The sequence below is a fragment of the Coleofasciculus sp. LEGE 07092 genome, assembly GCF_015207375.1.
Lineage (GTDB): Bacteria > Cyanobacteriota > Cyanobacteriia > Cyanobacteriales > Coleofasciculaceae > LEGE-07092.
The window spans coordinates 1-18,718 of the sequence record NZ_JADEWY010000047.1 but is presented as its reverse complement, the minus strand read 5'-3'; the positions used below and the strand labels follow the sequence as shown (position 1 = coordinate 18,718).

Below are 18,718 nucleotides of genomic sequence, written 5' to 3'. Positions count from 1 at the left end.
AAACAAGCCAATGATTTGTCTTAATAAATCTTAATCTCTTCAATAGCTTCTTCTAAGTGTTCCTGAATCACTAATTCCTCTCGCTCAAGAATCGCTCGTTTAGCGGCATCTTGTGCTACTCTCACTGCTTGAGCAGCAGAAAAACCACTCATCTGCTTAATAATCCGTGACCAGTTGATCGAGCCAACTTCAATGGCAGATAAGGTTTGCTTTAGTATAAATTCTAGCTCCTGTTCTCCTGGTAGTGGTACTTCAATCAAGTCATCAAATCGTCTCCATAGAGCAGTATCCAGAGACTTATTCAGGTTCGTCGCTGCTACTAAAAGACCAGAGGAAGACTCATACTCATCGAGAATTTGCAGAAATGTGTTCACAACTCGCTTGATTTCTCCTACTTCCTGAGTATCCTCCCGTGACTTAGCAATCGAGTCACATTCATCAAGAAACAACAAACATGGCTCTTCTGAAGCTTTATCAAAGACTAGTCTCAAGTTACTAGCAGTTTCGCCTAAAAAAGACGATACCATTGCGTCAAAGCGGACTTTGAGCAGAGGTAAACCCGTATTCCAAGCTAAACGCTCAGCTCCCAGAGTCTTTCCACAACCAGGAGAACCATACAAGAGAATTTTTTGCCTGTAGCGCAGTCCGTGATGAGCTAGTCTATCTCTTGCTGCATACTCGCGCTCAATTCGCTGGAAACGTTTCTCAACGGCATCAGGCAGCACCATGTGATGTCGCAGTTTCTCCCTCGGTAAGAGGGTGACTAAGGGAAGATTGAACCGCTTACTGGTTGGCAGTTCACTCAGAGCTTGTAGGTTTTCCGATACCAGATAGGCTGGTTTACTGTTTGAAGCAGGCTTTTCCTTCTGGCTCTTTTTCTGTATGTTCTCTAATTGGTCAGCTAGCAGCGTATGTCCTTTGCTGCGCTCTTCTTCAATTACTAGGTAGGTGAGCTTGTCAATCGCCTCTGTGTCGGAAGTAGCGATCGCCTTAAACAATCTCTTGAGAAGTTCTGCTTTCATACGCCCCTCAGTATAAGGGGTAGTGCAAGGCTATTTTAGCCAACTACTACCTTTCTTTCTTATTTTAGTACATATGTATTATTATGTAATAAAAATTATGTTGTCATCAATGTAGAAGCGCTCACTTCTCCAGAAGAGTGCGATATCTGTATTACTGGTCGCCCTTGCTCCCACAAGTGCTATCATCGTTTAGCGAAAATTTTGAACGCTGGTAGCAGGTAGTTGATAGCTCAGTCATGGTAGCAGTAGCGATTTTAGCAGCAGGTCGCGGGACGCGAATGAAATCAGACCTTCCCAAGGTCTGCCACAAGTTAGGCTCATTTTCACTAGTTGAACGAGTGGTTAACACTAGTCTTGCCGTTGATCCCTTGCAGTGTCTCGTGATTGTCGGCTATCAGTCTGAACAAGTTAAACAATCTCTAGAAGCGTTTGCGGGGCTGGAATTTGTCGAACAGACCGAGCAATTGGGAACCGGTCATGCCGTTCAACAACTGCTGCCCCACCTAGAAGGATTTACTGGCGACCTACTGATTTTAAATGGGGATGTTCCCCTATTGCGACCCAGCACACTCAAGCAGCTACTGGAAACCCATCAAGTTAATCAAAATGCGGCTACTCTGCTGACTGCCCAACTGCCAAATCCTCAAGGGTACGGACGGGTTTTTTGTGACGGGCAAAATCGGGTCACGCAGATTGTAGAAGACCGGGACTGCACGCCAGCTCAAAAGCAAAACTGCCGGATTAACGCTGGGGTCTACTGTTTCAATTGGTCGCAATTGGCTAAAATTCTACCGGAACTCCAAGCGAATAACGACCAGAAGGAGTATTACCTAACGGATGTTGTTAACTATTTAGACCCTGTAATGGCGGTAGATGTTGAAGATTACCAGGAAATCCTCGGCATCAACGATCGCAAACAACTTGCCAATGCTTACCAGATTCTGCAAACGCGGGTAAAAGATGCCTGGATGAAGGCGGGGGTAACGTTGATTGACCCTGGCAGCATCACGATTGATGATGGGGTGGAGTTGCAGCCAGATGTGATTGTCGAACCCCAAACCCATCTGCGAGGTAAAACGGTTATTGGTTCCGGTAGTCGTATTGGTCCGGGAAGTCTGATTGAAAATAGTCAGTTGGGTGAGAATGTCACGGTATTGTATTCTGTGGTAAGTGATTCTGTTGTTAAAAATGGCACTCGGATTGGTCCCTACTCGCACCTACGGGGTCATGTAAACGTGGGAGAATCCTGTCGTGTCGGGAATTTTGTAGAACTGAAAAATGCTCAAATTGGCGATCGCACAAATGTTGCCCATCTCTCTTATTTAGGAGATGCGACGCTGGGAAATCGAGTAAATGTCGGTGCAGGAACTATTACTGCCAACTACGATGGAATCAAGAAGCACCGGACAGAAATCGGCGATCGCTCTAAAACTGGCTCAAATAGCGTTTTGGTCGCACCCGTCACTCTCGGAGAAGATGTAAATGTAGCGGCGGGTTCGGTAGTGACAGAAGATGTGCCGGATGATTGCCTGGTGATTGCCCGTGCGCGTCAAGTCGTGAAACCCGGTTGGCGGTTGAAGTCTCAGGCAGAAAAATCGTCAAGTTGATCATTAATATCAAGTTGCGTTCTAATCCCTACTCCCTACTCCCTAAAATCCATGAGAGGATTGGGTCGAGGATTAAGAATTGGCTGTTGCGGTACAACAGTTAGGTAAGGTTCGAGCGCGTTTTCTTCCACCCAACCCGAATAATGTTTGACGCTAGTAGAATTTTCCGTTAGTTCCAGCAATTCTAAATCACCCCGTATAGCATTCACATCAGGACGGCTTCCAACCTCTGCGGTATCCGGTTCAATGCCATGGGGTCCTCCCCCAAACAAACTGAGTGCCACTTCATCAAAGCCTCGCACAAAGCGATCTCCATTCCAATGCCACTCTCGACCTAACCAGTAGACGGAGGGTTGCCAGCTATTGGGTTGCCTTGATGATTGATACAACTCAGACCAAGGAACTGCCCCTTGTCCCTCCAATGCCGCGTTAAAGCCTTCATCATACCTGACTTCATAGCGACCGTTACGAGTCTCGTAGTCGATAGGCATCCACCACAGTACCTCTACAGTTTCCTCATCCGGAGGGAGTGTGGCATCAACTGTTTGGTCTTGCAGGCTACTGTAGAGTGGTAGTCCCTCACTCGGCAGTTTTGCCATAGCAGCAAATCGCCAGCACGACCAGTTTTGAGGATTATCAGCCCCTTGCCACTTGACTTGACAAATACCGTTACCTGTGCTGACCCACAAGCGCTCGCTTTCCAATAACACTTGATCGACAATTGCCCCGACAATCGGACTGTTGCGAACGTGGTAAGCAGTAATTGAACCCGATGTCACACGGGGTGGGGTGGGACGATAAGCGACTAATCCCATTCCCGGTAGGTAGGGACTGCCTTCCCCACTCATTTGAGTTCCCATCCAAAAAACAGGATTGGTGGAGTCTCCAGCAATCACTAAATCTGTAATTTGCTGTCCCTGAAGTTCCGGCGGTTGAATCATGACAAATTCATCGGCTACAGGATTGTAACCCACAACTGTCGCTATGCCGCTAAAGCCTTCGCCTTGTTCCGACGCCACCGACCAAAACAAGCGATTTTCGTAATCAACAGCAGCCGTAACGCGAGGTACGCCTAACCCACTTCCTATTTCAGCCTGCTTGACTTGTTCTAGGGTATACAGGGTTTGACGTTGGGGTTGTTCGCTATCGGGGGCAATTAGCTCAAATACAACTTCTTCCGGTTCTTGTCGTTGTTCGTCGCTTGTAAAAGGATTGGGTTCCAGAATTACCCGATATTGATAAGTCTGTCCGTTTAATTCAACGGTTTGATAGGATGGACTATTCAGTTCTTGTTGGAATTGTTCGGGTTGGGGCGGTTGCAACTCCTCTGGTAACGTTCCCGGCTGTACTGTCCAATTGCGGTCGCCCCGACAGTAAACGAAATCGTGCTGAAGAGTTTTAAATTTTACCGTATCTGTATCTGCCACAATGTTGCGGGTGTGATAGTCAAAATGGTCATAAAACGCCTCATCCCCTTCCATAGCAATCGGCATGGGTTCAGCCTGTTCGGGACAGTTCGCTGAACTGCCGATAGTTTGGGATGACTGATAGAGGGGACTACTACAGGCGTTAAGTAGCCCAAAAACTGCGAGAATGGGGATGAAATGTTTCATAATACAGGTTAAATCTGAAGGTACAAGCTGGGGATTAGGGGTAAACTGTAGTTTCTAATCAAGCTTGAGCGTAAGCTGAGTTCCGGTGTTGACTTCCCAGTATTCGCCATCTGGATACGCCATTTTCTCCAACTCACTTAAAATGTCCTGGCTATCTGGCGTTTTACCATTTCTCAGATAAGGCATCACTTCAGGAACGATATCATCAATGGTCAATCGTTGGTTTAACCGTTTGGCTTTGTTAAAGGTAGATTGAAGATAAAACTGAATCCTTTTATCTAAAGGGATGTGAGAACCTAATTTAGTCTTTGCCTTAATTTTCCATACATTGGCGTCTGTGTCGTAGTCAAAATACTCTCTCAGAAGTTCGCCAAAGTCGGAAACTTTCTCTGTTACTTCTTGTAAATATCCGTTACTGAGCAACTCGGTAATCATTGCATCATTAATTTCTTCCGTTGTCGCAGCACCGTTATTATTGATGATGGTTAATTCTGCTGTTTGTTTTATAATGTCAATGATATCCCGGTCTAATTTGGATTTGACTTGTATAACAGGATGACTGCGTTTCCGAAAGTTAATCACCATTTCACCACAAAAATGGCGAAGGGGGTTTTTTATTTTGCGAGGGGTTTTGCGATCAGAAGGCTGTCGTACTGTGTTAACGTACTCTAACCCTAACTGAGTACAAGTATCATAAATTGTATGCCAGTGAGCTGGTTTTTCACTAACAAATACAATACTTATCCATCGATCTGGCTTCAGAACTTGAGCCATTTTTTGTAATGACTCGGCTAGCAGCTTGTCATAATCTTTTAAGGTTTTTTTCCGGGAACCTCCTTCAATCGCTTCTTGTTCAAAGGTTTGAGAAGGAAGAGGTAATTTCAGCCAAGCATTCCAAATGGTGGATAAATCCAAATAGCTAATTTTTGCACCGTAGGGTGGATCGGTATAAATATAGTCTACTGAGTTAGGCTCAATATAATTGAGCATCTCTGTAGCAGAGGCTTGAAAAATTTGTAAATCCTGATAGCGATTACCAATGGTAGTATTTATTTCACTCTTGGCTTTATAGATCGACCCATATTTTTTCTCAAATACAGCCCAAACATTGACTTCGGGATAACGCTGTTTGGGAACGAAGTAACGATAGTACTTGGTAAAACCACTATCACCTCCCCCCTCCCTTTCATCCCTGCCTGTATTGTGATAACTAATATTACATTTAACTAAGGTTGCCGAGAATACCAGCTTCAGAATATCCCGGATATCAGGATTTTTAATTTTCTCAATTTCATGAAGCAATAAAGACAGGCAAAATAGCTGGCGCTGACTAAATAATTCATCTAAAAAATCGACATCTGCATCCGGTGGCATGGATACATTAGTCGGATACCAATAGTCAATCGTATGATTAAAATCATCCTGGCTATAGGCTTCATTGATTTTAGTCTGGCATTTTTGGGCAATGGAATTGAATGCTTGATTTAATGCAGCTAAATCGACAGGTGCAAGTGCCAGAACTCGCGTCATAAATGTAGCAATAGGGTTAATGTCAAAGTAAATACCTTTACGACCTAATACCAATGCCTCAATGACTGTTACACCTGAACCCCCATAAGGGTCAAGGATGACATCACCTCGATTCGAGTAATATCTGATATATTCTTGAATAACATTCCAAGGTCTACGAGTAAAATAAGGATGCGTTCTTGCGTGAACTTGAGAAGCTTGCTTCCGGGGAATAATAATTTTTCTTAGCGGTTCTTGGTCAATGATATTCTTTGGATGAGATTCGCTCAAATTAGAGGACTTTTCTTTTAGTGGCGGTATTTTAGGAGTAACATGATAGTGGAGGCGATTTTGAAATGCCTCTACCGAAAGAAGCTGGTATAGTTCGTCCCAGCGTTCTACTAATTCCTCTCGACGGATGTAAAATACAGGTTCATTTGTATTATCGATAGTGCGGTAAAGAGCTAACTCATTGCCATTGCATAAGGCATAAAGCCGTACATTGATTTCTTTGTGCATAGCATAGCTGTGAACCTGAAAAATATGTTCAACGTCTAAAACCGACTCATCAGGGTTCTTAGCATCTAATACCCACTTCCTAGTCTGAGCGACTGAAAGGACATAATCTGGATATGTGGAAATATTAATTTTCTTTGTTCCTATCTTCACATAAGAGACTTTAAGGGACACGTTGCGTTCAATAGCATTTTCTATTCCTGAACGATACCCCAAACTCTCTAGCAGAGGTTTGATAAAGTCTTCTCTAACATCCTGCTCAGTAGAACCAAGACTTAAACTCTGTAGTGCTTTTAAATTAGCCAATATCTGGGGTTCACTTGTCATACCATTCTATTGAACATAGGTCATATACCTTAACTATAGCTTGGAGCCGATTAGCTGCAACTACATCCTCCATGGCAATCCCCCTAGCAAATTATCTATAAAATAAGAGCGACAGGTTATTCTGTAAATACTATTTAGAGAATAATTATGAATTATTAGCTTAAATTAAAATTAGCGATCACTTACTCCAAAAACCACTGGCGGTAACATATCCCGAAGCGAGATCGCCAATTCCGAAAACTGTAACGGTGAAACACTCACATCCTCTGCAAAAATCACCTCACTTTGATATCCCTCCTGAGTGGGTTCTCGAAAGACGTGGAGTTTGCGCTCATTAACATCTAACAACCAATAATCTGCAATTCCTGACCGAGCATAAGCTTTGGCTTTCGTTTCACGATCATATTTAAAAGTACTATCAGCAACCTCGATAATGAGATAGACTTCTGAAGGAGTAGGATGATGGTCAGCGTAATCCAACGGATCAAGTCTAACAACAGCAATATCCGGTTCGGGTTCCGAAAAATCATCTAACTGAATAGGGTCTTGAGTATAAACCTCGGCTTGATTGGCTAAAAGGTTACGCAAAAGTCTAGCCGTGCGTCTCACAGCAGCAGTATGAGCAGTTCCCTTGGCACTCATTCTAATAATCTGTCCATTGATTAATTCAACTCGTTCCTCTGGGTGAAAAATCCCCGCTTCTGCCATGCGGTGGTATTCCTCGAAAGTCCAAGGACGAAGAGTGGACGATTTTTCTGTTGTCTGCATAGCTTGGATACCCAACTCATCTGTTGAAACTATCTTAGCGATCGCAATTTCCTATGGATGCATCACACCCAAAGTCCCAAGACAGGCGAGACGCCTATCCTACAAGTTGGCGAAAATGGATACCCCTATTCCCCACTCCCTACTCCCCACTCCCTATTCTTCTGCAATTCTTCCTGAAGAAACTTCCCCCACTTTACAGCGAGGCGAATTTCTGTAAAAGGAACTTGAAGAGAAGGGGTGGGTTCTCCTAAGATAAATTCCAACGCGATCGCTCGACCTTTACTAGGAGGCGTCTCTAAATCAGCTACCTGGTTATTCACAAGCAAGCGGATAGATTGTACGTCTTTGAGCGAGAAGGTTTTTAAATCTACGGGTTCGGAACGGGTGGGTTTTCCCCAGGTTAACTCATCGTTTTTTTGACCCAGTACTGCATAAATATCGTACTTCGCTCGATCGAATTGCTTTGCCCAATTGCCATAGGCTTCAACTTTTTGGTATTCGTTCCAACCCGACCAAGCCAGCCAAAAAAAGACTGCCAGCAAGGGTAACCAGAGCAAACCACGTTCCATAGATTTATCCTACCAGTTCTAATTCCTTCAACGCTTGTTCTAGAGCCGCCGTTTCAAAATTGAGCTTCATCGCCCCGTGAAAGTTTGGGTTCACGGTGATATCGTCAATGGTATAGACATTCACGAACCCAAATTGAACGGCTTTGATATCCGCGTTTCTGGGTATCACCTCAACGTATTTTTTCATGTAGCCTGCGCTTATATTCAGATCGACATCAATCCGGTGGTAGTTGCCGACATTCACAAAGCCAAACATTTTGATATCGACTTGGGATTGTTCTTGCTCGATTGTCTCCTGTAAGGTTAAGGCTCCAGTATCAATGAGTTCTTCCATTTGACCGGGATCGGATAAATTTTTCTTAAAGACACCCAAGAGCTGTGCCAGGGTTGCCTCATCCCGCTCCTTTAGAACCAGCTCCAGATTCACGCCCAGTTTTTCCTCGTTGACGGTAGCTTTCAGGAAAGCGATCGCGCTATCCTTGAACCTGTGACCTTCAGGATGTCCGTCTCCATCGGGCAGATTTTCACGCTCTTCGCCATCAACCAGTCCAAATTTAACCAATAACTTATCAAGTCCTAAAAGTTGCTTTTGAACGGCAAGCAACAGCATCGATCTCAGATTCGATCGCAATTCGCCAATGGGGTTCAACAACCACCAAACCCGACGCGCAGGGGACAGCTTGGGAAGATGTGCGCCTCGATTCCATAGGGCTTTTAGCTTTTGATAGGGGATATAGCGATCCAGAAAGAGCATTTGCCAATAGGGAATTTGGATGAAAAGCTTCCCGGATTCAAACGTTAACGCATAGTGAAGGTTGTTATCGACTTGAATTTCGATTTCATAAAGATGAAATACACTGGTGCGTTGACCTAAAATGCCAATTTGAAAATCTCGAAGAAAATAGGCAGCCGCTTCAATTTGGTTGATGAGCTTTTTTTTAATAGGATTCAAGGCTAGCTTTTCGCCCAGTTTTAGTGAGATTTTACAGGCTTGTTCTAGAGGGGGAATTTTGCTAAGTGGAATTTGCCGACGCATTAAAGATTCCTTGATTTCCTGGTTTTGCGTCCTCAGAAAGTCCTGAGCGTATTGGGCAAAATAAGTCAGGAAAGATTCGTAAGTTTTAGAGCGATCAAGATTTTGAGCCATTATAGTTAAAATTAATGTAAGCGTTTCAGCTCCTTCGATTCCCTGATTATTCAATTATGCTAGTTGCAGTCCAATTGCCTACCTTGTTGGGGAGTAAGGCAGAAAGATTTCAGGCTTAAAACTTAGGTGTATCCCCATGACAACAGAAGGAGACTTCCCCCCCAGTATCCTCAAACTCCACTCCCATCATCTCCAGGCGATGCAAACCCACGCCGAAGGAACCTACCCAGAAGAGTGCTGCGGTTTACTCTTGGGTCAACTTCAGGGAACGGTTAAAACCTTAATCGAAGTCTTACCCACCGAAAACGCTTGGGACGATGAGACAATTGCAGCATTCCAAGCTGTAGAGGGTTCCGTTCAACCCTCAGCCACTAAACGCAACCACTTTACCATTGCCCCAGAAGTCATGCTGAAGGTGCAAAAAGAAGCACGCGATCGCAATCTAAATATTATTGGAATTTTCCACTCTCACCCTGATCACCCAGCCGTGCCGTCTCCATTCGATCAGGCGATCGCTTGGCAGCAATACTCGTATATTATAATTTCCGTTCAGCAAGGTATAACTCGTGACCTCAGAAGCTGGAGCCTCGATGATGAGGGGCAGTTTCAGCCTGAGGAAATTCTCACGGTCGAAGCGGCAGATTTTGGGGAGTAACACCCTAACCTTTCGCTCAAAAATACCTTGGGTCGCACGATATCGGACGAACTATCAAGATCCGATAACCGTTTCCCTCACTGACGACCAATTTTTGGATAAGCTATTAAATCTTGAGCTCCTTACCAAATCACCATGTTAAATCCCAATCTGGATGAAATCCAGCTTACACGAGAAGAGTACGAACGCTATTCCCGACACCTAATTTTGCCAGAAGTTGGACTGGAGGGGCAAAAACGACTCAAAGCCGCCAGCGTCCTCTGTATCGGTACAGGTGGACTCGGTTCGCCCCTATTGCTTTACCTGGCTGCTGCTGGTATCGGACGCATCGGCATTGTTGATTTTGATATTGTCGATAGTTCCAACTTGCAACGTCAAGTGATTCACGGCACGTCTTGGGTTGGCAAACCGAAGATTCACTCTGCCAAAACTCGGATTCTGGAAATTAATCCCAACTGTCAGGTAGACCTCTACGAAACCCGCCTGACTTCTGAGAACGCTCTCGATATCATGAAGCCCTACGATATCGTTGTCGATGGCACCGATAACTTCCCGACCCGTTACTTGGTCAATGACGCTTGCGTGTTGCTAGGTAAGCCCAACGTCTACGGTTCTATCTTCCGGTTTGAAGGACAAGCAACCGTATTTAACTACGAAGGCGGACCTAACTATCGCGACTTGTTCCCCGAACCCCCACCTCCGGGAATGGTTCCCTCCTGTGCCGAAGGCGGCGTCTTGGGTATTCTACCCGGAATTATCGGAGTTATCCAAGCAACAGAAACCGTTAAAATTATCCTGGGTAAAGGCACAACCCTCAACGGACGGTTATTGCTCTACAACGCTTTGGAAATGAGTTTCCGTGAGCTAAAGTTGCGACCGAACCCCGTGCGACCTGTTATTGAAAAGTTAGTAGACTACGAGCAATTCTGCGGTATTACTCAGGCAAAAGAGCAGGAGGCACAACGGCTGATGGCTATCCAAGAAATGACTGTTCAGGAACTCAAGCAACTTCTCGATAGTGGTGCGAAAGATTTTCTCCTCCTTGATGTCCGCAATCCTAATGAGTACGAAATTGCCAAGATTCCTGGTGCCGTGCTGATACCATTACCAGATATTGAAAACGGTGCCGGTGTGGAAAAAGTTAAGGAACTATTGAACGGTCATCGATTGATTGCCCATTGTAAGATGGGTGGTCGTTCAGCTAAAGCGTTGGGCATCCTGAAAGAAGCCGGAATTGAGGGGATTAACGTTAAAGGTGGAATTACTGCTTGGAGTCGAGAAATTGATTCTTCAGTGCCTGAGTATTAAGCTTGTCGGGTGGTTTTGTTCGTCTATAGCGGTTCTCAGTTGCAGTGATCTTATCGAAGGGGTGATTCATGAATTACCCTTTCGATAAAATGTATTGGATCAGCTTTGGTCATCTAGCAACGTATTAGGGTCAATCCCCGATTCCCGAAGTCGCTGAATTAAAGACTCTAACCTAGATTCTGCTTGTTCAGCTCGTTGTTTCTCCTGTTCAGCTTGCTGTAAAGCCTGTGCTTTTTCAGTTCGTTCCTGTTCCGCCTCAGTAGGAATCCAGTTACCTTCAGTATCGTGCCAACGCAACCACAAGCGCTCAATTCCTTGAAACTCTCCTTGCCACAATCCCAAGCCTAACTCTAACTCTGGCATCCATACTCGTGACTGGTTTAACTCCAGTTCTTGGTAATGCCCTCCTGCCATCTTAAATACTCTTAGCTGATTGGTATAACGGCTAAAAACGACATAGTAAGGAATGTGTAAAATTTGCTCGTAAACCTGCCATTTTCGGGGTGGTTTCTCCTTTTCCTCAGTCTGAGTCTGAATTATTTGCCCATTCTCTGCAACTTCCTGAGATTCAGGTGGCAGTTTTTCTGAGTCAAATTGCCCTAAATCTTCCTTTTCTGTACCTGGAGAAAGCAGTTCAACCACCACAAATGGAATCACACCTTCCTGCCAAATTACATAACTCAGTCGCATATCGACTTCATCATAAAATCGAGGGATGCCTACCACACCAAACCAATCCGGTCGCTTGTACCGATGATATCTGGCTTTATGTTAACAATATGAATGTGTGAGCTTACCGCTCATTGCTACAAAAAAACCTGCGGCTAAAAAGGCAGCAGCTCCAATTAACGCACTAATAATGGGTGATACACTATCAGGCTGACTAAAGATACCGGCAAACACACTATTGGCAACAGCACCACCACTAAAATAAATACCTGTTCCTAAACCTGCCTTATCCGGCGGCACCATCGATAGGGCAAAGGGAATAGTGCCGTTGGAAACCAAGCTAAAGGTTGCACCGAATGCGATCGCTATTACACCAGCAAATACCCCATTTTGAGTCAACACCATGACTCCAGTCAATCCCGCCATTGCCAACAACCCAAAAACCATCGCTTGACGATTCCCCAAGCGAGTCGCAAGGGTTCCAGCCGGGATAGCGGTGAGTGCCACCGCGATAAAAATTCCACCCAAAATTAAGCTCTTGTTGGCATCTGGAACTTGAGTATTTAGAATTCTAGGAAAGGTTTGCATCATCAAGCGAAATCCTAGCGCTACTCCTACCCCAGCACCAAACACCAATCCCAAGTGCGGGATAGAAATCTGTCGCCAGCTATTGGTGGGTGTGATACTTGCAGGCGCATCCGGTTTGGGTTGCTGTATGCTGCGGTTAGGATTGACGAATCTCAAAGCCGCCGCCGCACCAAGCAGCGTAAATGATCCAACCGTAAACGTAAAAACTGATCCTAAACTTAGAATAAACTGACCCGCTAAGGGTGCCATAGCCCCCGCGACTCCTCCGACTAGAGTGAGTATGCTAGCCGCTTGAGGGAGATTTGTCGCAAAGGCATACCGCCCCAGCAAGGATAAAGCCGGACTCCGAAACACAGTCATTGCCAACGCCCATGCTACCATCACTCCGGGCAGTACCCAGCGAATTGCAGTAACCGGACTGCCAAAAACCACAACGGCAGGAATGCTGATAAAGAAAGCAGATGATAAAACAATGCCAACAGCAATGAAGAGGAAGCGAGTGCCAACCCAGCGCTGAACTCGATCAGAAAGTCCCCCCATCAACGGTTCCATGACAGCCGCTAAGATATTTTCTAAAATCAGCAGTCCTGTTGCCAGTCCTTTGGGAAAGCCAAACTGAGTCAGGAGTTTGAGCAGGTAAAGGTTGTATATTACCCAGGTTAACGCGATCGCTCCCTGTACGGCGGCGAGTCCCCAGACTTGTAGCCATAGGACTTTGGGTGAGGCTTCACGGCTATTCATAAGCTTGGGCATTCAGTGCAAATTAATACGAGTATGGCATCCTTAAATAGCCTCTAAACAGGTAGCATAGCTTATGACATTTTCCGATAAAATTCTTATGCCTAGTCCCAGTCCCCAAAAACGCACCGTCCCTTCCTTCTGGAGAGTCTGTGCCAGTCAGCTAGCCACTGTTAGTTTATTTACTCTAGCAATTCCCATTCGTCCCGCTACTGCCGCCATCAGTGAGTTTCAAGTCTGTGCGGCTGAGTTATTGCGGGCTGATGTTTCCAGAGACCTAGCCGCAGCCGCTTGTGCAGAAGTTCTTTACCCCAAAGATTTATCACTGTGTGTCCTCAAAATCAAGACGTTAACGCCGATTGGGGCTAATGATGCTTTAGTGGCTTGTACGCGAGTTCGACGACCGAAGGAACTGGCAAAATGTGTAGTAGATATTGATGATAACATCGAAAATGCTGATTCCCTTTCGGTTCTCGATCACTGTCGTCGCACGCTTTTACCCCTGCGTTTTGCCGAGTGTGTTGTTGGCTTGAGCCGCGAGATTGACTTTTCGCCGCCTAGAGCGTTAGAAACCTGTATTGATGCGGAGGATTTTCCGCGCTAATTTTCGATGAGTTGGTAATGGGTAGCCCTGGAAATTACCCATTACTCATTATCCCTTTTCTACTGACAACCTTGTTGAGATATCGTGCCATTGGGAAGAGTCGCCCCGCACAAATTGGCACCGCTGAGATTGGCATCGCTTGCGCCAATCAAATTAGCCTTGCTAAGATTAGCATCCCTGAAATCTGCTTTGCTTAAATTGGCATTACTAAGTTTGGCATTAGTCAAGTCCGCTAACGTGAGATTCGCTCTAGAAAGATTGGTATTGCTCAAATCAGCATCCGCCATCCTTGCAGCGGTAAAATTTCCCGAACTTAAATTAGCGCCAGTCAAATTAGCCCCGTATAAGATGATGTAAGAAGCAAACGCTCCATTCAAGCTGGCACCGACTAATTGAGCATCTCTCAAGTTAGTATCGTACAAACGCGCTCCTTGAAGATTGGCATTCGTTAAATTTGCGCTGGTTAAGTTGGCATAGTCCAGTTTGGATTGGCTGAGATTTGCGCCTGTAAGATTTGCGGGGGTTTCAAGTAAACCCGTCCGCTCGACTGAGGTTATCGGACTGAGATTAACTGCACTGAGATCGACACCACTTAGATTGGCACCTCTAAGATCGGCAGCCCTCAGATCGCACCCCGTAAAACTTGCTTGCGTTTGTATTGGAAGAGCATAGGCTCGTTGTTGAAGTACATCGTATTCAGTTGTTGCAGTCAGATTAGCACCTGGGGCTTGCTTGGCTCGCTGGCATTGCTGAGGAAATTCCCGTAAAACATTATCCCGCAACTGTGCTTTAGCGGGTAATGCAAAACTTCCCCAAAGAATTAATGAGTAAAATCCTATAGTTTTGAGGGTTAAACGATAATTTAATTTGTCATTCATAAATTTTCAGGTACTATGTACCCCGCGCTTACTCACATAATATATTAATGCAACGTGGTAGAAATAACTTGCAACTTAACTTAAATGAAAGGCTCTGACTGAAGACTTTCTAGGAAACGATATTAGGTCAATGCATTCGGTCTTAGGTTTGGTAAGTTAATTCCAGAGAAGCGATCGCTTGTCGAACGTCCTGAAGCTTCTGGGCAGCATAACCATCAGTCAAAAGGCTTTGGGCTTTAGCAAAACCCGTAGGTATATCGGGGCAAGCACCGCAGCGCCACAGATAAAACCCACCGTTCCAGATAGCCGTTTGCAGTAATTCTGAAGATTCGCCGTCCAAAACCTCCTGTATCTGTGTCAAAAGCTGAGGGGCGGACTCAAGGGGTACTTCCTTCCCGGCAAAACCGTAGTCGCGGGGATGCAAGAGCAGACGTTCAAAACCTTCGCTGCTATCAGGTTTACCGATTGCAATAATAGCTGTGCGATCGCGGGGCAAATCACAACTGCCCTCTAACCCTTTCACCAAGGTAAAATAAGTGCTTCCCCGCATACCCAATGTCTCTCGAAACAAGGTTTCAGTGGGGGGATGAACGTAGCCAGCCACAATATGAGCATCTCCCCTGTAAGGAGACCAAATGAGTTCTACAGTGGCTATGGGTGGGCGTTTGCCAATTTGGTCGCGGTAGGGAACCAAGCTTTGGGCTTGGGGAAAGTGCTGGGGTAGGTATATGAATCCCAAACCCGTTTTCTGGAGTAACTGCTGTACCTGTTCCAGGGATAGTTTCCTAAAGTTAACACCCAATCCCTGCCAAATTTCGATTGCGGGGATTCCATACTTTGTTGGCATACAGTCGCCCCCGTGCATCACCACACTCACCCCAGCCGCAGCTAAGATGATTGCAGTTATCGGTGTTACCGGTGCAGTTCGCGATCGCCCGTCATAGGGTGTCCCCAATACCGTTACAGGTGGAAAAGAGGACTCCGCCGAAACCTCTTGCCCATTCCCCATTTTCCCAGGAGACAACTTGGAGCCTAGTTGCTCGTAAGCATCCAACATCCCTGCCAATTCTTCACTAGTAGGGCGTTTAATCCGGTGAGCGATCATAAATGCCCCGATTTGCGCCGGTGTTGCTTCTTGCCGCAGCATCATGCGAGTCGCCTCTGCCGCTTCTTGGCGACTTAAATCTTTGCTGGTGTGGGTGCCACTACCCACTTTCTTTAACAATTCCCTGAAGGCATCACTCATAGCAGTTTTGGATTTCGAGGTAGGGTTTGAACGGTTGCAAGCAGTCTATTGTTGTTAAAATTCTTCGGGATGGGTTTGTTGCCCGTTTTAACTGGGGAATCCCTTAGTTATGACTCAGGGCTAAATGCGGTACTATAACAGTTGGTTGCTGTAGCTGTCGCACCAATTGACAAAAGTGTTGAATCGGAGGGATTTGCAGGCGATCTTGAGTGGTAACTAGAACAACTTGACGAGTCAGGCTTGTATCCGGTTTATTACTAACGGTGTAGCCGTTGGATGCAGGTGATATCGGCAGGTTGTCGATCGCTCGCACGGCTAGGGTGGGGTCGCTTTGGGCTTCGATTAAAGCTGATTGGGGCAAGAGGGCAATGAGTTCTCCTTGGCGCACAACGCCGCGAAAGGCTTCTAGGGTATTCAACTCCATCACGGTTTGGAGGTTTTCCCCTAGGCGAGAGAACCATTCGTGTACCAAGCGTTGCATACCATAGCCATCTTTAAACACGACCTGTGGGTATTTAACCAGTTCAGACCAAGGCACTTGTTGATACCGAGTTAGGGGATGATCGGCTGCCATTAACACTTCAATGCGCTCATTGTAGAGAACATCGACCACCATTTCTGGGCTAGCGGTTAAGAAGCGATTGTTCATGACAATGGCGATATCGACTAAGCCATCTTTGAGGACTTTCAGGGCGCGATCGCTTCCTAGTGCTGTCACCCGCAACTGTACCTCTGGGTAGTGGCGACAAAATTTCTGCAAAAGGGGGGGTAAATGGTGAGCGCAGACGGAGTGAATAGCGGCAACACAGAGTTCGGGTTGCTTGCCTGCTACTAGATCTGAGAGTTCCTGGGTGGCATTGCACCACTCCTGACAGATTTTGCGGACGCGCGGCAAAAGGTGTTCTCCGCCGAGAGTTAATTTGGCTTGAGCAGTGCGATGGAAGAGTGGCACCCTTAAGTCAGCCTCTAACGACTGAATTTGTCTACTGATGGTCGATTGCGTCACCCCGCATTTTCGGGCAGCTTGTCCAAAGCTACCCGTTTCGGCAACTGCTAAAAAAGCCTGCAACTGCTCAATCCGCATGATTTATAAAAGCTGATTACAATTCGGAATAGTCTTATGACGATAAAGGATTTGTTAATTAAGTTTGGTAGAGTTCGATACAGCTAATATTTTTTAGGGGGTAATTGCTACTGCAAGGATGAACTCACCATTGTCTTCCACTCGTGATATGGCAGTGGACACATATCTTAGGACAAACTCTGGTAGAGACGTTCCGCCGGAACGTCTCTACTAAATTCATATATGTCCTAACCGTCTTGGCAGTTGCTATAAATGCGATCGCACCACTACTCCCAGTAGCTAAAGCTTTACCATCGCGGTTAACTGCTGAATAAATGTTGCGCACTCGCTGAACATCACGCCCACTGGTGCAATTGTTTATAAATGCTGTCAAACTGCATAATTGATAGTTTGCCAACCCAATATCTGGGCTAGGTAAGCCTTTATTGTTGCACAAGGCTATGGCAATCAAAAACCTGATTCAAGGAGTTCTTTTAATCTTCGTCCCCATTTCAGTCGCGGCTGATGTGTTGCATTGGGGCGAAGACGCTGTTTTTGTGACCTCCATACTCGCCATTATTCCCCTATCGATTTGGCTTGCGAAGGCGACGGAGAAGGTGGCGGTGGTTACAGGTCCGTCGTTGGGAGGATTAGTCAACGCTCTTTTTGGCAATGCAACTGCACTCATTATTGCGCTCATGGCACTGCGTCAAGGACTGGTGGATATTGTCGAAGCGAGTATTACAGGCAGTATTCTCAGTGCCCTACTCCTGCTATTAGGTTTGGCGATGCTTACTGGAGGACTACGCTACAAAGAGCAAGAGTTTAAGCCTATTTTAGTAAAAGTGAATGGCTCATCCATGACCCTGGCAGCGATCGCAATTGCCTTACCGACGATGGTGATTGACACTTCTAATATCGTTGATGCCAGCGCTATTCGCAATCTCTCACTCATCGTTTCGGTGATACTGATTGCCGTCTATGGATTAACGCTCCTGTTTTCCCTCAAAACCCACAGCTACCTCTACGATGTGGGATTAGCGGATGAAGAAATGGATGGGATTGCTGCTTTCTCTGAGTCGGAGGCGTCCCAGAAGCGGAATTGGTCAAAACTGGGGGTGTGGATTGCAGTTCTGTTGGTTTCCACCCTTGCCGTTGCTTTTGAATCCGATTTGTTTGTCGGTGTAATCTCTTCCCAAATCGAGCGGTTTGGACTGACTCCCCTGTTTACAGGGGTAATTGTGCTGCCATTAATTAGTGATGTAGCAGGATTAGTGACAGTCGTGAGGCTTGCCCTGAAAAATCAAATGGATTTAACCGTGGCTACGGCAACCGGTGATAGCCTGCTCATCGCCCTATTTGTTGCTCCAGTTTTAGTACTGGTGGGTCAGGCAATGGGTCAGCCTATTGATCTTAACTTCAATACCTTTGAAGTAATTGCTTTAGCGATCGCTGTTGCAATTACCAATCTCATCAGCTTTGGCGGACGGTCAAACTGGCTAGACGGTACTCTCCTATTGGCAACCTACCTGATTCTGGGCGTGGCTTTCTACTATCATCCAGCTTGAAAAAAAGTTTGCGTCAGGTGAGCGGGGTGAGGGGTATCTCCCTCCCCTCATCCCCCCACGTGATAGGGCAGCTAATCTGGAAATCCTCTATCAGATTTGCCTTGAAGCCTACTGAAATTAAGCGCAGGTGAACACCCATTATGAAAGCCGACACAACGCCTTCTAATATGATTTCCGAGCCGCAGATTCAGAAACTCATGGAATGTGGTTGGTTTGGATTGCCCCTAGAGACAGCAGCACTCGTTAGCGGCATCTCCCTCCAGGAGCTATTGAGCAACCGCCACCTACTGAGCATTTATAAGGTGCATACCTGAAAGCTGGGG

17 protein-coding genes and 1 pseudogene are annotated in these 18,718 nt (G+C 45.9%); 6 read left to right on the top strand and 12 right to left on the bottom strand.

All coding sequences use genetic code 11. The features are described from left to right. Positions 1 to 20: 20 nt before the first annotated feature. Positions 21 to 1,022, bottom strand: a complete 1,002-nt coding sequence (locus IQ257_RS13490) for an ATP-binding protein (RefSeq protein WP_193873704.1) — start codon at positions 1,020 to 1,022, stop codon at positions 21 to 23. Positions 1,023 to 1,258: 236 nt separating this feature from the next. On the opposite strand from IQ257_RS13490, the gene glmU reads away from it, so the two are divergent. Further along, entirely contained in the window at positions 1,259 to 2,629 is a 1,371-nt protein-coding gene (gene glmU / locus IQ257_RS13485) for a bifunctional UDP-N-acetylglucosamine diphosphorylase/glucosamine-1-phosphate N-acetyltransferase GlmU (RefSeq protein WP_193873703.1), read from the top strand. A gap of 35 nt (positions 2,630 to 2,664) precedes the next feature. Here glmU and IQ257_RS13480 read toward each other — a convergent pair whose 3' ends face one another. The 5 genes from IQ257_RS13480 to IQ257_RS13460 all read right to left on the bottom strand — a co-directional run bounded on the left by IQ257_RS13480 (position 2,665) and on the right by IQ257_RS13460 (position 9,078). Continuing rightward, complete coding sequence (locus tag IQ257_RS13480) at positions 2,665 to 4,242, bottom strand: hypothetical protein (RefSeq protein WP_193873702.1); 1,578 nt, start codon at positions 4,240 to 4,242, stop codon at positions 2,665 to 2,667. A gap of 54 nt (positions 4,243 to 4,296) precedes the next feature. Further along, entirely contained in the window at positions 4,297 to 6,594 is a 2,298-nt protein-coding gene (locus tag IQ257_RS13475; protein ID WP_193873701.1) for a DNA methyltransferase, read from the bottom strand. 171 nt (positions 6,595 to 6,765) lie between these two features. After that, positions 6,766 to 7,362 carry a Uma2 family endonuclease gene (locus IQ257_RS13470; RefSeq protein ID WP_193873700.1) on the bottom strand — a complete coding sequence of 199 codons (597 nt, stop codon included), beginning with the start codon at positions 7,360 to 7,362 and terminating at the stop codon, positions 6,766 to 6,768. A 125-nt stretch (positions 7,363 to 7,487) separates the two neighbouring features. After that, positions 7,488 to 7,931: a hypothetical protein gene (locus tag IQ257_RS13465; RefSeq protein WP_193873699.1), complete on the bottom strand. Its 444-nt coding sequence runs from the start codon at positions 7,929 to 7,931 to the stop codon at positions 7,488 to 7,490. Between the two features lie 4 nt (positions 7,932 to 7,935). Continuing rightward, on the bottom strand, positions 7,936 to 9,078 hold the full coding sequence (locus IQ257_RS13460; protein WP_193873698.1) for a hypothetical protein: 1,143 nt from the start codon (positions 9,076 to 9,078) through the stop codon (positions 7,936 to 7,938). A 136-nt stretch (positions 9,079 to 9,214) separates the two neighbouring features. Between IQ257_RS13460 and IQ257_RS13455 the strand changes: the two genes are divergently transcribed. Together IQ257_RS13455 and moeB are read left to right on the top strand one after the other, a co-directional pair. After that, positions 9,215 to 9,733 carry a M67 family metallopeptidase gene (locus IQ257_RS13455; RefSeq protein WP_193873697.1) on the top strand — a complete coding sequence of 173 codons (519 nt, stop codon included), beginning with the start codon at positions 9,215 to 9,217 and terminating at the stop codon, positions 9,731 to 9,733. A gap of 135 nt (positions 9,734 to 9,868) precedes the next feature. Further along, the gene (gene moeB / locus IQ257_RS13450; RefSeq protein WP_193873696.1) at positions 9,869 to 11,041 is read left to right on the top strand and encodes a molybdopterin-synthase adenylyltransferase MoeB; all 1,173 of its coding nucleotides are present in this window, start codon (positions 9,869 to 9,871) and stop codon (positions 11,039 to 11,041) included. 99 nt (positions 11,042 to 11,140) lie between these two features. Here the strand turns inward: moeB and IQ257_RS13445 are convergent. After that, a pseudogene (locus IQ257_RS13445) lies at positions 11,141 to 11,791 on the bottom strand (Uma2 family endonuclease); the annotation flags it as partial. 21 nt (positions 11,792 to 11,812) lie between these two features. Then, positions 11,813 to 13,039: an MFS transporter gene (locus IQ257_RS13440; RefSeq protein ID WP_193873694.1), complete on the bottom strand. Its 1,227-nt coding sequence runs from the start codon at positions 13,037 to 13,039 to the stop codon at positions 11,813 to 11,815. A 73-nt stretch (positions 13,040 to 13,112) separates the two neighbouring features. Between IQ257_RS13440 and IQ257_RS13435 the strand changes: the two genes are divergently transcribed. After that, the gene (locus IQ257_RS13435; protein WP_193873693.1) at positions 13,113 to 13,640 is read left to right on the top strand and encodes a hypothetical protein; all 528 of its coding nucleotides are present in this window, start codon (positions 13,113 to 13,115) and stop codon (positions 13,638 to 13,640) included. Positions 13,641 to 13,699: 59 nt separating this feature from the next. On the opposite strand, the gene IQ257_RS13430 is transcribed toward IQ257_RS13435, so the two are convergent. The 4 genes from IQ257_RS13430 to IQ257_RS13415 form a co-directional block, all read right to left on the bottom strand. After that, a complete protein-coding gene (locus IQ257_RS13430) occupies positions 13,700 to 14,518 on the bottom strand; it encodes a pentapeptide repeat-containing protein (protein ID WP_193873692.1) in 819 nt (272 codons plus the stop codon). A gap of 142 nt (positions 14,519 to 14,660) precedes the next feature. Continuing rightward, on the bottom strand, positions 14,661 to 15,764 hold the full coding sequence (locus tag IQ257_RS13425) for an anthranilate phosphoribosyltransferase family protein (RefSeq protein WP_193873691.1): 1,104 nt from the start codon (positions 15,762 to 15,764) through the stop codon (positions 14,661 to 14,663). Positions 15,765 to 15,867: 103 nt separating this feature from the next. Further along, positions 15,868 to 16,848: a LysR family transcriptional regulator gene (locus IQ257_RS13420; RefSeq protein WP_193873690.1), complete on the bottom strand. Its 981-nt coding sequence runs from the start codon at positions 16,846 to 16,848 to the stop codon at positions 15,868 to 15,870. 124 nt (positions 16,849 to 16,972) lie between these two features. Then, complete coding sequence (locus IQ257_RS13415; protein WP_193873689.1) at positions 16,973 to 17,299, bottom strand: hypothetical protein; 327 nt, start codon at positions 17,297 to 17,299, stop codon at positions 16,973 to 16,975. On the opposite strand from IQ257_RS13415, the gene cax reads away from it, so the two are divergent. Together cax and IQ257_RS13405 are read left to right on the top strand one after the other, a co-directional pair. Further along, positions 17,289 to 18,395: a calcium/proton exchanger gene (gene cax / locus IQ257_RS13410; RefSeq protein WP_193873688.1), complete on the top strand. Its 1,107-nt coding sequence runs from the start codon at positions 17,289 to 17,291 to the stop codon at positions 18,393 to 18,395. The genes IQ257_RS13415 and cax overlap by 11 nt on opposite strands. A gap of 140 nt (positions 18,396 to 18,535) precedes the next feature. Next, positions 18,536 to 18,709, top strand: a complete 174-nt coding sequence (locus IQ257_RS13405; protein WP_193873687.1) for a hypothetical protein — start codon at positions 18,536 to 18,538, stop codon at positions 18,707 to 18,709. The last annotated feature ends 9 nt before the right edge of the window (positions 18,710 to 18,718 follow it).